General features: G+C 71.7%; 10 protein-coding genes. 4 read left to right on the top strand and 6 right to left on the bottom strand.

Going from position 1 to position 14,683, the window contains the following annotated elements:
• Positions 1-283 precede the first annotated feature (283 nt).
• Complete coding sequence (trpS, locus tag AXW62_RS29460; protein WP_060947194.1) at positions 284-1,303, top strand: tryptophan--tRNA ligase; 1,020 nt, start codon at positions 284-286, stop codon at positions 1,301-1,303.
• A 33-nt stretch (positions 1,304-1,336) separates the two neighbouring features.
• On the opposite strand, the gene proC is transcribed toward trpS, so the two are convergent.
• Entirely contained in the window at positions 1,337-2,146 is an 810-nt protein-coding gene (proC, locus tag AXW62_RS29455; RefSeq protein ID WP_060947193.1) for a pyrroline-5-carboxylate reductase, read from the bottom strand.
• Positions 2,147-3,073: 927 nt separating this feature from the next.
• On the opposite strand from proC, the gene AXW62_RS29445 reads away from it, so the two are divergent.
• Positions 3,074-4,600 carry a SulP family inorganic anion transporter gene (locus AXW62_RS29445; RefSeq protein ID WP_079106006.1) on the top strand — a complete coding sequence of 509 codons (1,527 nt, stop codon included), beginning with the start codon at positions 3,074-3,076 and terminating at the stop codon, positions 4,598-4,600.
• 155 nt (positions 4,601-4,755) lie between these two features.
• Here the strand turns inward: AXW62_RS29445 and AXW62_RS29440 are convergent, their stop codons facing one another.
• Positions 4,756-5,094: an SH3 domain-containing protein gene (locus AXW62_RS29440; protein WP_060947195.1), complete on the bottom strand. Its 339-nt coding sequence runs from the start codon at positions 5,092-5,094 to the stop codon at positions 4,756-4,758.
• A gap of 264 nt (positions 5,095-5,358) precedes the next feature.
• Between AXW62_RS29440 and AXW62_RS29435 the strand changes: the two genes are divergently transcribed.
• Positions 5,359-7,878: a protein kinase domain-containing protein gene (locus tag AXW62_RS29435; RefSeq protein ID WP_060947190.1), complete on the top strand. Its 2,520-nt coding sequence runs from the start codon at positions 5,359-5,361 to the stop codon at positions 7,876-7,878.
• A gap of 514 nt (positions 7,879-8,392) precedes the next feature.
• Here AXW62_RS29435 and ilvD read toward each other — a convergent pair.
• The 4 genes from ilvD to AXW62_RS29415 form a co-directional block, all read right to left on the bottom strand.
• On the bottom strand, positions 8,393-10,243 hold the full coding sequence (gene ilvD, locus AXW62_RS29430; RefSeq protein ID WP_060947189.1) for a dihydroxy-acid dehydratase: 1,851 nt from the start codon (positions 10,241-10,243) through the stop codon (positions 8,393-8,395).
• Positions 10,244-10,625: 382 nt separating this feature from the next.
• A complete protein-coding gene (locus AXW62_RS29425; protein WP_030843225.1) occupies positions 10,626-11,255 on the bottom strand; it encodes a TetR/AcrR family transcriptional regulator in 630 nt (209 codons plus the stop codon).
• Entirely contained in the window at positions 11,252-12,097 is an 846-nt protein-coding gene (locus AXW62_RS29420) for a sugar phosphate isomerase/epimerase family protein (protein WP_060947188.1), read from the bottom strand. The genes AXW62_RS29425 and AXW62_RS29420 overlap by 4 nt, the downstream gene beginning before the upstream one ends.
• Before the next feature lie 353 nt (positions 12,098-12,450).
• Positions 12,451-13,380 carry a Ppx/GppA family phosphatase gene (locus AXW62_RS29415; RefSeq protein ID WP_030843220.1) on the bottom strand — a complete coding sequence of 310 codons (930 nt, stop codon included), beginning with the start codon at positions 13,378-13,380 and terminating at the stop codon, positions 12,451-12,453.
• An 83-nt stretch (positions 13,381-13,463) separates the two neighbouring features.
• Between AXW62_RS29415 and AXW62_RS29410 the strand changes: the two genes are divergently transcribed.
• Positions 13,464-14,381 (top strand): DUF3109 family protein, encoded by a 918-nt coding sequence (locus tag AXW62_RS29410; protein ID WP_252368783.1) that lies wholly within the window; start codon positions 13,464-13,466, stop codon positions 14,379-14,381.
• Positions 14,382-14,683: the final 302 nt, after the last annotated feature.

Here is a 14,683-nt window from a genome sequence, read left to right as displayed (position 1 = left end):
TGGTTGTCGCGATTCCCCGCAGGGCTCCGTGGCAACCCGGTGAACACTACACGACGCCCTGGGGACCATCAAACCGATGGCCGTACCCGCTGTCCGGGAGTACCGTCACAGGCATGACCAGCGCATGTGCACACCAGCAGTGGTGGGCCGCCTGACGGCGGCCGCCCTGTTCAGCACGTGCGCATCCACGGCCGCCGCTCCGGCGGCCGTTCGCGTATCCCCCTCCCGCGAAGCCCGGCCGGCCGGGGCCGGCGGTCCCGAGACAGCGGGAGATGGCGAAGAGATGACACAGACCACGACGGCACGGCGCCGGATCTTCAGTGGGATCAAGCCGAGCGGGCATCTGACCCTCGGCAATTACCTCGGGGCCGTACGCCGGTGGGTTCAGGAGGACCAGGACAACGCCGACGCGCTCTTCTGCGTCGTCGATCTGCACGCACTCACCGTGGAGCACGATCCGGCGCGGGTGCGCCGGCTGACCCGGCAGGCCGCCACGCTGCTGCTGGCCGCGGGGCTCGACCCCGAGCGGTGCACGCTGTTCGTCCAGAGCCATGTGGACGAGCACGCGCGGCTGTCCTATCTGATGGAGTGCACGGCCACCGACGGCGAGATGCGGCGGATGATCCAGTACAAGGAGAAGGCCGCGCGGGAGCGATCGAGCGGGACGAGCGTACGGCTGTCGCTGCTCACCTATCCGGCGCTGATGGCGGCCGACATCCTCGCCTACGGAACGCATGAGGTGCCGGTCGGCGACGACCAGACGCAACATGTCGAACTGGCCCGGGATCTGGCGCAGCGGTTCAACCAGCGGTACGGACCGGTTTTCACCGTGCCGCGGGCGACCAATCCGCGGATCTCGGCGCGGGTGATGGATCTGCAGGACCCGACGTCGAAGATGGGGAAGTCGCACGCCGAGACCGCGGGCATCGTCTATCTGCTGGACGAGCCGGAGGCGGTGCGGAAGAAGATCATGCGGGCCGTCACGGACAGCGGAACCGAGGTGCGGTACGACCGGACGGCGCAGCCGGGGGTCGCCAACCTGCTGGATGTGCTCGCCTCGTGCACCGACGGCAAGCCGGAGGTGCTGGCCGGGGAGTTCACCTCGTACGGGGCGTTGAAGAAGGCCACGGCGGAGGCGGTGCTGGAGCTGCTGCGGCCGGTCCGGGCCCGGCACGCGGAGCTGTGCGCCGACCCGTCGTATGTGGAGGGAGTGCTGCGGACCGGGGCCGAGCGGGCGCGTGGGCTGGCCCGGCCCCGGGTGGACGCGGCGTATGCGGCGATCGGGCTGCTGCCGCCCGCTTGACCGACCCGGCCGACGCGATCGTCCGGGCCGGTGTCAGGTGTTGCCGGAGGCGAGCTCGCGGCTGCGGTCGCGGGCCGCCTCCAGCGCGGCGATCAGCGCAGCGCGCACTCCGTGGCGCTCCAGCTCGCGGATGGCGTTGATGGTGGTGCCCGCCGGGGAGGTCACGGCCTCGCGCAGCTTGACCGGGTGCTGATCGCTGTCGCGCAGCATCACGGCCGCGCCGATGGCCGCCTGGACGATCAGGTCATGGGCCTTGTCGCGGGGCAGGCCCAGCAGGATGCCCGCGTCGGTCATGGCCTCGACGAGGAAGTAGAAGTAGGCCGGGCCGGAGCCGGAGAGCGCGGTCGCGGCGTCCTGCTGGGACTCGGGGACCCGCAGCGTCTTGCCGACACCGCCGAAGATCGCCTCGGTGTGGGCAAGGTGCTCCTCGGTGGCATGGCTGCCCGCCGAGATGACCGACATGGCCTCGTCCACCAGGGCGGGGGTGTTGGTCATGACGCGGACGACCGGGGTGCCGACGGTCAGACGTGCCTCGACGAAGGAGGTGGGGATGCCGGCGGCACCGGAGATGACCAGCCGGTCGGCGGGGACGTGCGGGGTGAGCTCATCGAGCAGGGCACCCATGTCCTGCGGTTTGACGGTGAGGATGAGGGTGTCGGCGGCCTTGGCGGCCTCGGGGTTGGAGACGGCCTCGACGCCGTAGCGGGCGCGGAGTTCCTCGGCGCGCTCGGGGCGGCGGGCGGTGACCAGCAGATCGGACGGCGCCCAGCCGCCTCGGATCATTCCGCTGAGAAGGGCTTCGCCGATCTTTCCCGTGCCGAGCACGGCGACCTTCTCCGTCATGGTGCGACTCTCTCCTCATGCGTTCGCGGCTCGTGCTGTGCTGCGTGCGTGTTCCCCGCCATCCTCCCACGGGTGGCTCATTCGTCACGGTTCATATGTTCCTTATCCACCGTCTTCCGGCGTCCTTATCAATAGCTTATTCATTGTTCGATGAATTGATTTCTCCGCGCCGCCCGGCGTGACCGGAAGGTCGCTTTGCGCCAGCGCCCACGGGGGCGCCCGGAACCAAACAGTCCTGTTCGATGCGCCTACGTTCACAAGTTGGTTACATATCGACTTGCAAACGGTCACACTCTCATGGACACAATAGGGATCGGTGTCCATACATACGGGAAGGGGGCGATGGTGAGGACGATTCGGCATACCGCTCGAGCCCTGGTCATGGCGGTATCCGTTTTGCTCGCCCTCTTCATCGCGGCAGACTGCGCGTCCGCGCAGGTCATCCACCCCGAGACGACCAGCGTCACCGCCTCAGCCGATCCGCGCCCGATCGCCGAGTCATTGGCGTCCGCGCACGGCGACACCGGCACAGAGGATTGCAAGGGGCTCCGCGGCCGAGCCCCCCTCACCGCTCCGACACCGAGCGGCAAATACGGATGTGTGTGCGGTTGCGATTCCGGTGCTCCGGCGCCGCGTACCGCCATTTCCACATCGGTCACCGGACGGCAGGCCGTTCCGGTGTCGAGATCGGGCGAGCTGCCCGTCATCCTCCAGATCTTCCGCTGCTGAGAGCCGCACCGCCGCACCCGGCGGTTCGTGTCACACGCGCTTCTCCACCTTCTCCACGCTTCTCCACGCATTTCACGCTTCTCGCAGCAAGCGATCTCAACCGCCAGCGACCGATTCCATCGATCCCACTGACGTAGCGCTATGCCGTGCCCCCGCCTGCCCATGAGCCGGTGACGGGGCGCACTGGAGGCAACCCTCATGCGAAACTCTCTTCTTGACCGTTTCCGTGGTGCCGGAGGCACCTCAGGCTCATCCGGCGCCGGGACATTCCGCGCCGACTTCACCGCTTCTCTCGTCGTGTTCCTGGTCGCCGTCCCGCTGTGCGTGGGGGTGGCTGTCGCCTCGGGCGTACCGGCCGAACTCGGCCTGATCACCGGCATCGTCGGCGGGCTGGTCACCGGTTTCCTGCCGGGTAGCAGCCTGCAGGTCTCCGGTCCGGCCGCCGGTCTGACCGTGCTGGTGTACGAGGCCGTGGAGGAATACGGCGTCGCGGCCCTCGGCGTCCTCGTCCTGGTCTCCGGACTGCTGCAACTGGGCATGGGCGCGCTCGGCCTCGGCCGCTGGTTCCGGGCGATCTCCGTCGCCGTGGTGCAAGGCATGCTCGCGGGCATCGGCCTGGTGCTGATCGCCGGGCAGCTGTACTCGCTGGCCGACGCCAAGGCGCCGAGCAGCGGGCTGGACAAGATCTTCAGCATTCCGCAGCTCGTCGTGGACGCGGCCGGTTCCGCGGACGCCCTGAAGGCGGTCGCCGTGGGCGCCGGGACGATCGTCGTGCTGGTGCTGTGGCCGCGCTTCCGCCGGGGCGCCAAGGTACTGCCCGGACCGCTGGCGGCGGTCGCGCTCGCCACGGCGGTGACCGCGATCTTCGACCTGCCGATCGCACGCGTCGAGGTCAAGGGGCTGCTGGACGCCATCCAGCCGCCCGGCGGCAGCGAATTCCAGGACCTCGCCGAGGTGGGCGTCATCGGGACCGTGCTCGCGTTCACGCTGATCGCCTCCGCCGAGAGCCTGTTCAGCGCCGCGGCCGTGGACCGGCTGCACGACGGGCCGCGCACCGACTACGACAAGGAGCTGATGGCACAGGGCGCGGGCAACGCGGTGTGCGGTGTCCTCGGCGCGCTGCCGATGACCGCAGTGATCGTGCGGAGTTCGGCCAATGTGCAGGCCGGTGCGAAGACGAAGGCGTCGCGGGTGCTGCACGGTGTGTGGCTGCTGGTCTTCGCGGTGCTCTTCCCCTCGGCGCTGGGCATCATCCCGGTGGCGACGCTCGCCGGTGTGCTGGTGTACTCGGGCTGGAAGCTGATCCCGATCAAGGACATGACGCCGCTGTGGCGCGACCACCGGGGTGAGGCGATCATCCTGATCGTCACCGCCGGCGCGATCGTGGTCACCAATATGTTCGAGGGCGTGATCATCGGTCTGCTGATGGCCGTGGCCAAGACGGCCTGGGAGACCTCGCATGTGCACATCGAGATCAGCGGGCGCGAGGACGAGACCGGTGACCAGCCCCTGCACGTACGGGTCCGCGGCAACGCCACCTTCCTGCGGCTGCCCAAGCTGCTGGACGAGCTGGAGTCACTGCCCCGGGAGCGCGAAGTGGAGCTGGACCTGACCGGTCTGCGCCATGTGGACCACGCCTGCGAGATGGCGCTGGCCACCTGGACCGAGCGGCACAACGCGGTGGTCAAGCATGCCACCGTCGAGGAGAAGCAGGTCATGGCGTAACGGCAGCCTCGGCCTCGCGTCCTCCTCCGCGGATCGCACTTCCGCCACCTGGCCCCCGGCGCTCTCCCGGCGCCGGGGGCCAGGTGCGTCCGGCCGCGGGTCAGCCGCGGGTCAACCGCGGGTAAGCCGCAGGTCAACCGCGGGTAAGCCGCAGGTCAACCGCAGGGCGCGGCGACGAAGCCGTCGCTGCCGGTCCTCACATACGTGTCGGAGACGTACTGCCCCGGGGCGATGCTGTCCCAGATGTCGCTGGTGCCGTACGGACCCGACACCTTCTGGCCGTGCCGCTGGCAGCGGATGGGGACACGGCTGTTGTACGGCAGCACCTTGACGACCTTGTAGGTGGTGCCGGGCCCGCTGCGGACGTTCACCTGATAGCCGGGCGCGATCGGATAGGTGACCGCCGCGGCGGTGGAACCGGCGGTGGCGGTCGTGTCCGTGGCGTCTGTGGCGGCCGTGCCCTGTGTGGCGGCCGTGGTGTCTGTGGCATCCATGGCGGACGCCGCGGCGTCCGCCGTGCCGATGGTGGCGGTGGTGCCGGTGGCGGTGGCAGCGGTGCCGGTGGTGGCGGTGGCAGCGGTGGCGGTGGTTTCCGTGATCTCTTCGATGGCCATACGGCCCTCCCCCGTTGAACTTCTTTCCGAAGTTGTGCACATGTCGTGTGAAGTGACATGACATGCGGAGGCTAACAAGGCTCGCACGGGTCATCGACTAGGCTCGCCGAGTCGCAACTGCGGCCGAATTCACGGGGGTGGGGCATGTCGCCGGTGCGCAGAGCCGGGACGGGCCCGAAAGCGGAGGATCCGGAATACGCCGGGCAGTACCGGCTCGAGGCACGCCTCGGATCCGGTGGCATGGGTGTGGTCCACCTGGCCCGTTCGGCCTCGGGGCGGCGGCTCGCGGTGAAGGTCGTCCATGCCGAGTACGCCGAAGACCCCGAGTTCCGGGCGCGGTTCCGGCAGGAGGTGGCGGCCGCCCGGCAGGTCAGCGGCGCGTTCACCGCGCCCGTGGTGGATGCCGACCCGGAGGGGGCGCGGCCCTGGATGGCCACCCTCTACATCCCCGGCCCCACGCTCGCCGAACACGTCAAGCGGAACGGCCCGTTGGCAGCGGACGAGGTGGTGGGGCTGGCCGCGGGGCTCGCCGAGGCACTGCGGGACATCCATCGGGTGGGCGTGGTGCACCGCGATCTCAAGCCGAGCAACGTGCTGCTCGCGGCGGACGGTCCGAAGGTCATCGACTTCGGCATCTCACGGCCTGCCGACAGCGAACTGCACACCGAGACCGGCAAGTTGATCGGCACCCCGCCGTTCATGGCGCCGGAACAGTTCCAGCGGCCGCGTGCGGTGGGACCGGCGGCGGATGTGTTCGCGCTGGGCTCGGTGCTGGTGCACGCGGCCACCGGGCGCGGGCCGTTCGAGTCCGAGAGTCCGTACCTCGTGGCGTACCAGGTCGTGCACGACGAGGCGGATCTGGCCGGGGTGCCGGGTGAGCTGCTGCCGCTGGTCGAGCGGTGTCTGGCCAAGAACCCCGAGGACCGTCCCACGCCCGACGCCCTGATGACGGTCCTGCGCGCCGTCCGCGGCCCCCAGCCTCCGGTGTCGCGCGGACCCGTCCCGCTCGTACCGCAGCAGCGGACACCGGGCCCGGCCTCCCTGCCGGGTGGGCGGGGCGAACGGGACGGTGGCGCTACGGCCGCGCAGGCACAGGCGGCGTCCGGGCCGGAGCCCCGCTCGGTGGGGCCCGAGGCGGTGACCGGACCGGCGGCGGACGGACCGGCGGTAGACGGGTCGGCGGTAGACGGGTCGGCGGTAGACGGGTCGGCGGTGCCCGAAATGGCGGTGCACGGACCGGCGGTGGGTGGGTCCGCGTCGGTGACGGGCGCGTCGGTGGCGGATGCGCCGGTGGCGGACGGAACAGCGGATGACACGCCGGTGGCGGACGGGTCGGTGGCGGACGGGTCGGTAGCGGATGGACCGACGGCTGACGGGTCGGTGGCGGACGGAACGGCGGCTGGCGGAGCGGCGGCGCGGCGCCGGGGCATCCGGCGGCCCGGAATCCGGCGGTGGGCCCTGGCCGGGCTCGCCGCCGTCGTGCTGCTCGGCGCGGGCACGGCCGTCGGGCTGCGCCAGTTCGACGGCGCGGACGCGTCCGGCGGACGGCAGCCGGAGATCAGCGCGGCGACCACGGAGGCGTGGCGGCCCTGGACGGCCGGGCTGAAAGCCGGAAGGGCGGCGGGCCCGGGGGCGCGGCCGGTGTTCTGCTCGTACGGGGCGGGCGCGCTCTACTGCGCCCGGCGCGGTGTCGAGGCCGCCCGGGTCGATCCGGACGACGGCCGCGTGGTCTGGTACCGGCCGGCCGGGGCGGGGCGCTCCGGTGACGGCGAAGCCTTGTCCGCGCCCGTGTTCTCCGGCGGTCTGGTGCAGTTGGTGTCCCCGGACGGCAGGTGGCTGAGGGCGCTGGATCCCACGACCCACCGCGTCCGCTGGAGCCGCGATGTGTCCGGTTACGGCGGCCGGGTCTACCCCTCGGGCGACACCGTGCTGCTGGTCGCGCCGGACGGCAGGGTCACGGCGGTGAACGGCGCGACGAACGAGGAGCGGTGGAGCCACCCGCTGCCCGGCCACGCCCGGCCGGTGTTCGTCTCGTACGGCGACGGCCGCACGGCGTACGCCCTGACCACCTCGGGCGACGGCTCGCACACGCTGGTCACGGCGGTGGACACGGTGCGCGGTACGACGCGCTGGCGCGCCTCGCTCAGCGGGAACCTCGTCCCGGCCGGGCGCGGCCCCGGCGGAGTGCTGCTGCTGACCGAGACGGACGCCGAGACCCGTACCACCGCCGTCGTCCGCTACGACCACGAGCGGCGCGCGGCGCGGCGGCTGGCGCTGGCCGCGCCGATGTCCACGATCAGCGCCGCCACCAGCGGCGACCGGGTGTATGTGCTGGGCACGGACGGCGGGTTGGTGGCCGTCGACACCGCGCGCCAGGGCTCGGCGCGGGCGCGGCTCTGGCGCCTGGAGACCTCGGTGGCCAACGCCTCGCCGCTGGTCGCGGCGGACGGTCGACTGTACTTCTCGGCGGCGGACGGCCGACTGCTGGCCGTGGACACCGAGCGGGGGCAGGTGATCGGCGAGACCCGCTCGCGCGGGGGCACGGCCGATCAGGGCTTCCTGGATGTGATGCCCGCGCCGGTGGTGGCGGACGGCAAGGTGTTCGCGACGGCCCTGGACGGCACGCTCTTCGCCGTGGACGGGCGGAAACCGGCCAGTTGGTGAGCGGCCACGGCGCCCCCGCTCACCGCCACGGCGCCCTGGCACGCACACCGGCCCCAGGATCCTTGTGACGCAAGGCCGCCGTTCCTGTCGCCGGTGGGCGACACGCTCTCCCCTTTGGTCCGGGCAGAACGCCGAGGTCACGTCCGTCAGCGCGGCCGGAAAGCGGCTGCGGAGCAAGGCGACGCAAGACGACACGGGCGGAGTGGCCGAGCCCGCCCGTCGTGGCCGAGCCCGCCCGTCGTAGGCGGGCGCCGCGACGCCCTGTGCCCGGACACCGCCGTGGGCCGGGGTGGTCGCGCCGGACCACGGCCGACGGCCAGGCGACGGCCAGGTGCTGTGGCCTATGGCGACTCGTGGCAGGGCGGGGCCCGGACCGGCTCCCCTGGCGTCACCACCAAGCGGCGGAGCCCGGACCAGCTCTCCTGGCGTCACCGCCGAGCTGACGTCGGGGCGGTGCCCCCTCCACACGGTCTGCGGATACGACCGGACCGGGTGGAGGCGGCCGGAACGGACGTCAGCCGAGGCGGCTGACGTCGCGGACCGCGCCCTTGTCGGCGCTGGTGGCCATCGCCGCGTAGGCGCGCAGCGCGGTGGAGACCTTGCGCTCGCGGTTCTTCGGGGCGTAGACGCCGCCGAGCGCCTCGCGGCGGGCCGCCAGCTCCTCCTCGCTCACCAGGAGTTCGATGGTGCGGGCGGGGATGTCGATGCGGATGCGGTCACCATCCTGGACCAGCGCGATGGTGCCGCCGGACGCCGCCTCCGGCGAGGCGTGGCCGATGGACAGCCCCGAGGTGCCGCCGGAGAAGCGGCCGTCGGTGACCAGCGCGCATGCCTTGCCCAGGCCCCGGCCCTTGAGGAAGGAGGTGGGGTAGAGCATCTCCTGCATACCGGGGCCGCCCTTGGGGCCCTCGTAGCGGATGACGACGACGTCGCCCTCCTTGACCTGCTTGCCCAGGATCCGCTCGACGGCCTCCTCCTGCGATTCGCAGACCACGGCGGGGCCCTCGAAGGTCCAGATCGACTCGTCGACGCCCGCGGTCTTCACGACACAGCCGTCGACGGCCAGGTTGCCCTTGAGGACGGCGAGCCCGCCGTCCTTGGAGTAGGCGTGCTCCACGTCGCGGATGCAGCCGCCGGCGGCGTCGGTGTCCAGGGTCTCCCAGCGCTCGGACTGCGAGAAGGCGGTGGCGGAGCGCTTGCAGCCGGGGGCCGCGTGCCACAGCTCGACGGCCTCGGCGGACGGCGAACCGCCGCGCACGTCCCAGGTCTTGAGCCAGTCGGCGAGCGAGGCGCTGTGCACGGAGTGGACGTCCTCGTTCAGCAGCCCGCCGCGGAACAGTTCGCCGAGGATCGCCGGGATGCCGCCCGCACGGTGCACGTCCTCCATGTAGTACGTGCCGCCGGGGGCGACGTTCGGGGCGACCTTGGCCAGGCAGGGCACCCGGCGGGAGACCTCGTCGATGTCCTTCAGGTCGTAGTCGAGACCGGCCTCCTGGGCGGCGGCCAGCAGGTGCAGGATCGTGTTGGTCGAGCCGCCCATGGCGATGTCGAGCGCCATGGCGTTCTCGAAGGCGGCGCGGGAGCCGATGGAGCGCGGCAGGACGGTCTCGTCGTCCTGCTCGTAGTAGCGCTTGGTGATCTCCACGACCGTACGGCCGGCGGTCTCGTAGAGCGCCTTGCGGGCGGTGTGGGTGGCCAGCACCGAGCCGTTGCCCGGCAGGGAGAGGCCGATCGCCTCGGTCAGGCAGTTCATCGAGTTGGCGGTGAACATGCCGGAACAGGAGCCGCAGGTCGGACAGGCGTTGTTCTCGATGCGGAGGATGTCCTCGTCCGAGACGTTCTCGTTGACCGCGTCCGAGATCGCGTTGATCAGGTCCAGCTTGCGGACGGTGCCGTCGACGAGCGTGGCCCGGCCCGCCTCCATGGGCCCGCCGGAGACGAAGACGGTCGGGATGTTGAGCCGCATCGCGGCCATCAGCATCCCGGGGGTGATCTTGTCGCAGTTGGAGATGCAGATCAGCGCGTCGGCGCAGTGCGCCTCGACCATGTACTCCACGGAGTCGGCGATCAGGTCGCGGGAGGGGAGGCTGTAGAGCATCCCGCCGTGGCCCATGGCGATGCCGTCGTCCACCGCGATGGTGTTGAACTCGCGCGGGATGCCGCCCGCCGCCTGGACCGCCTCGCTGACGATCCGGCCGACCGGCTGGAGGTGGGTGTGGCCGGGCACGAACTCGGTGAAGCTGTTGGCCACGGCGACGATCGGCTTGCCGAAGTCCTCGCGCGCTACGCCGGAAGCCTGCATAAGGGCGCGGGCGCCCGCCATGTTGCGGCCGTGGGTGACGGTGCGAGACCTCAGCTCGGGCACGGTGCTCGGCTCCCTCGTGATGCGTGCGTCATGCGGATCGGATCGGAGTCTTCTGAGCCTACGCCTGTGGCGGCGGATCCGGATGGTCCGTCCGGATCCAGAGACGGTCGGGTCACGGTGCGGAGATGTCCGATCAGCTCTCCGTCAGCTTCCAGTCGGTCTCGGTCAGCTCGTGGTCAGCTCGCGGACGGGCCTTGGACGGCCGTCTTGGACGGGCCTTGGGTTGGGCCTCGGGTGAGCCTTGACGGGCCTTGGGCGAGCCCTGGACGGGCCTTGACGGCTCTCGGTCAGCTCGCGGTCAGCCTCTTGAATGGGCTTGGACGGGCGTGGACGGGCTTGGTCTGCCTTTGGCGGGCGTTGGTCAGTTCTCGTCAGCCCCTGGTCAGTTTTCGGTCAGATAGCGCTCCAGGGTGGGGCCCACCATGGCGACGATGTCGTCGATCTCCGCCGAGGCGATCGGCTCCATCCGGAGCACGTACCGCAGCATCGTGATCCCGATCAGATGTCCGGCCGCGAGCTGGGCCCGGAACTCGGGGTCCGGCACGGTCAGCTCGCCCGCCATCCGCAGCAGCACGCGCCGCTCGATCAGGCCGCGCAGCACCGCGGCGGCGGCCTCGTTGGTGAGCGCGGAGCGCAGCACGGCGAGCACCGGCAGCCGGGTGGCGGGGTTCTCCCAGACGCCGAACATGAAGCGGGCCAGCCGCTCGCCCGCGCCCTCCTGGCTGCCGTGCACCACTTCCGGCGCGTTCATGGCGGGCGCGAGGATCAGCTCGATGGCCGCCTCGAAGACCCGCTCCTTGGTGCCGAAGTAGTGGTGGACCAGCGCCGGGTCCACCTCCGCGACCTTGGCGATGCCACGGATCGAGGTCTTGTCGTAGCCGTGCCGGGCGAACTCGTTACGGGCCGCGGTCAGGATCCGGTCGCGGGTGGCGGGGCCGTCGGCGGCGGCCGTACGGGCCGGCCGGCCACGCTTGCGGGGGCCCGTGGCGGGCCCGGTCGGGGCGGAGCTCATGAACCGGGCACCACCCTGCTCGGCGGGTTGGCCGAGGTCGGCGAGGCGAGGTGCAGCCGGGTGAAGGCCAGGGCCTCCGCCAGATCGGCCTCGCGCTCGGTCGTGGACATGGCACGCCGGGTGTTGACCTCGACGACCACATTGCCGTCGAAGCCGGTCGCCGCGAGCCGTTCCAGCAGCTCGGCGCAGGGCTGGGTGCCGCGCCCCGGCACCAGGTGCTCGTCCTTGTTGGAGCCATGGCCGTCGGCGATGTGGAGGTGGGCCAGCCGGTCGCCCATGCGGTCCACCATCTCCAGCGCGTCGGTACGGGCGGTGGCGGTGTGCGACAGATCGATCGTGAAGTGGCGGTAGTCGTCCTTGGTGACGTCCCAGCTCGGGGCGTACGCGAGCATCTCGCGGTCGCGATAGCGCCACGGATACATGTTCTCGACCGCGAACCGCACATCGGTCTCATCGGCCATCCGCCAGACGCCGCGGACGAACTCGCGGGCGTAGGCCCGCTGCCATCGGAACGGCGGGTGGACGACGACGGTGGACGCGCCGAGCTTCTCGGCGGCCGCTCTCGCCCGCTGCAGCTTGACCCAGGGGTCGGTCGACCAGACCCGCTGGGTGATCAGCAGACAGGGGGCGTGCACGGCGAGGATCGGCACCTGGTGGTAGTCCGAGAGCCGACGCAGCGCCTCGATGTCCTGGCTGACCGGATCGGTCCACACCATGACCTCGACACCGTCGTAGCCCAGGCGTGCCGCGATCTCGAAGGCCGTCGCCGTCGACTCCGGGTAGACCGAGGCTGTGGACAGTGCGACCTTCGCATCCGGGATGCGCACCACTGGCTCTGTCACGAGGGACAGCGTACGGCGGCTGCTCTCCGCAACCGAACCGCGGCGGCCTTTGCGGCTGAACCGCCCGCCGCTTGCGCGGACCGGGCGGGTGGGCGCGGGGGTTGTCCGGGGGAGCCCGGGGAAGGCCGTCGCCGGGCTACCGGGGAAGACCGGCCCCGGTCACGCTGTGTGATGGCGCTCGCGGGGGCACGCCGCGTGGTGACGGGCGTGCGGTGACAGGCGTGCGGTGCCAGGCATGCGGTGACGGTCGCGTCGTGGCGTCCGCGTGATGACGGTGGCACCGTGACGTCCGCGTGATGACGGTCGCGCCGTGACGTCCACGCCGTGACGGTCGCCTGATGACGGTCGCGCGGTCAGGTCGGGAGGTGGTCCAGGCGGCGCAGGATGACGCCCTCGCGCAGCGCCCACGGGCAGATCTCCAGCTGGTCCACGCCGAACAGGTCCATCGCGGCCTCCGCCACCAGCGCCCCCGCCGGGAGCTGTCCGGCCCGGCCCTCGGAGACCCCGGGCAGCTCGGCCCGTTCCCGGGTGGACATGGCGGCCAGCTTCGGCACCCACTCCTCCAGCGCCCGGCGGGCGAGCCGGCGCTCGACGTACAGGCCCTCGGCGGAGCGTGCGGCGCCGGTGATCCGGGCCAGCTGCTTGAAGGTCTTGGAGGTGGCCACCACGTGGTCCGGCGTCCCGTGGCGGCTGAAGTCGCCGACGCACCTGCCGATCTCGGCCCGCACATGGCGCCGCAGGGCCCGTAGGTCGGCCGGGTCGGGCGGGTCGCCGGGCAGCCAGGACGCGGTCAGCCGGCCGGCGCCCAGCGGCAGCGAGACGGCCGCGACGGGCTCCTCGTCCATTCCGTACGCGACCTCCAGCGAACCGCCGCCGATGTCCAGGACCAGCAGCTTCCCCGCGGACCAGCCGAACCAGCGGCGGGCGGCCAGGAAGGTGAGCCGCGCCTCGTCCGCGCCGCTGAGCACCTGGAGCCGGACGCCGGTCTCCTCGGCGACCCGGGTGAGGACCTCGTCGGCGTTGGACGCCTCACGGACGGCGGAGGTCGCGAACGGCAGGACGTCCTCGACGCCCTTGTCCTCGGCCGCCACCAGGGCCTCCTTGACCACGGTGATCAGGCGGTCGACGCCCTCGAAGCCGATGGCCCCGTCCCCGTCGAGGAGCTCGGCCAGCCGCAGCTCGGCCTTGTGCGAATGCGCGGGCAGCGGGCGCGCGCCGGGGTGTGCGTCCACCACCAGCAGATGGACCGTATTCGAACCCACGTCGAGGACACCGAGTCTCATGGTCTGAACGCTACTGCGCGGAATCGTGGTGTCATGCTCAGGTCCTACCTTCGTCTTTTCACCGTGGGGCCTACGCTTGCACCGTGGCAAAGACGAAAAAGGCGAAGCAGGGCAAAGGCCGGAAGACCGCCCAGGAGTGGCAGGCCGAGGAGCCGACGCCGTCCGGCGCCGAGGACGAGGTCGGTCTGGACTTCGCCCGCGCATGGGTCGAATTCCCCGATCCGGCCGATGACGAGCAGCTCTTCCGGTGCGATCTGACCTGGCTGACCTCCCGGTGGACCTGCGTCTTCGGCCAGGGCTGCCAGGGGATCCAGGCGGGGCGGGCCAGCGACGGCTGCTGCACGCTGGGCGCACACTTCTCGGACGAGGAGGACGAGGAGCGGGTCGGACGCCATATGGCCCGGCTGACACCGGAGATCTGGCAGTTCCACGACGAGGGGCACGCCTCGGGGTGGGTGCAGGAGGACGAGGACGGCGAGCGGCAGACCCGGCGCCACAAGGGCTCGTGCATCTTCCAGAACCGGCCGGGTTTCGCGGGCGGCGCGGGCTGCGCGCTGCACATCCTGGCGTTGCGGGAGGGGCGGGAGCCGCTGGAGACCAAGCCGGACGTCTGCTGGCAGTTGCCGGTGCGCCGCTCCTACGACTGGATCGACCGGCCGGACGAGACCCGGGTGCTGCGGATCACCATCGGCGAGTACGACCGGCGCGGCTGGGGTCCGGGCGGCCACGATCTGCACTGGTGGTGCACCTCGGCCACCTCGGCGCACGGGGGCGGGGAGCCGGTGTTCCGGTCGTACCGGCCGGAACTCACGGAGCTGATGGGCAAGGCCGGATACGACCGGCTGGCCGAGCTGTGCGAGCAGCGCCTGGCGTCCTCACTGCCGCTCCTGGCCCCGCATCCGGCGGATGGCGCGAACGAGCCGGGTGAGACGGACGGGATGGACGGGATGGACGGGATGGACGGGATGGGCGGGGCGGGCGGGGCGGATCCGGTCTGCTGACCGACCCGGCCCACGGGGCGTACGGGCTCACGTGACGTGCGGGCCCACGAGGCACGCGGCCCCACGTGACGTGCGGGCCTGCGCGGCGCACGGGCCCGCAGACCCGCCAGCGCTCGCAGACCCGCCACCGCCTGCGCTCGCGCCAGGCGTTCCGGGGTGCGCGGGCGGCAGGCCGCCCGGTGCCGGGACCGGGCCACCGGAGCGAGAGGCCCGCCGAAGTGGCCACCGGCCCAGAAACCACCCCCTCCGCGCCGCCGGCAATCCGCCGTGGGCAACCCCCGCCAGCAACCCCCCGCACCACC

The organism is Streptomyces hygroscopicus subsp. hygroscopicus, from assembly GCF_001553455.1.
GTDB lineage: Bacteria > Actinomycetota > Actinomycetes > Streptomycetales > Streptomycetaceae > Streptomyces > Streptomyces hygroscopicus.
This window is presented reverse-complemented; position numbering and strand designations above follow the sequence as displayed.

Coding starts and splice junctions, on each gene's coding strand:
- trpS (WP_060947194.1), top strand. CDS start 284: ATGACACAGACCACGACGGCACGGCGCCGGATCTTCAGTGGGATCAAG.
- proC (WP_060947193.1), bottom strand. CDS start 2,146: ATGACGGAGAAGGTCGCCGTGCTCGGCACGGGAAAGATCGGCGAAGCC.
- AXW62_RS29445 (WP_079106006.1), top strand. CDS start 3,074: ATGCGAAACTCTCTTCTTGACCGTTTCCGTGGTGCCGGAGGCACCTCA.
- AXW62_RS29440 (WP_060947195.1), bottom strand. CDS start 5,094: ATGGATGCCACAGACACCACGGCCGCCACACAGGGCACGGCCGCCACA.
- AXW62_RS29435 (WP_060947190.1), top strand. CDS start 5,359: ATGTCGCCGGTGCGCAGAGCCGGGACGGGCCCGAAAGCGGAGGATCCG.
- AXW62_RS29425 (WP_030843225.1), bottom strand. CDS start 11,255: ATGAGCTCCGCCCCGACCGGGCCCGCCACGGGCCCCCGCAAGCGTGGC.
- AXW62_RS29415 (WP_030843220.1), bottom strand. CDS start 13,380: ATGAGACTCGGTGTCCTCGACGTGGGTTCGAATACGGTCCATCTGCTG.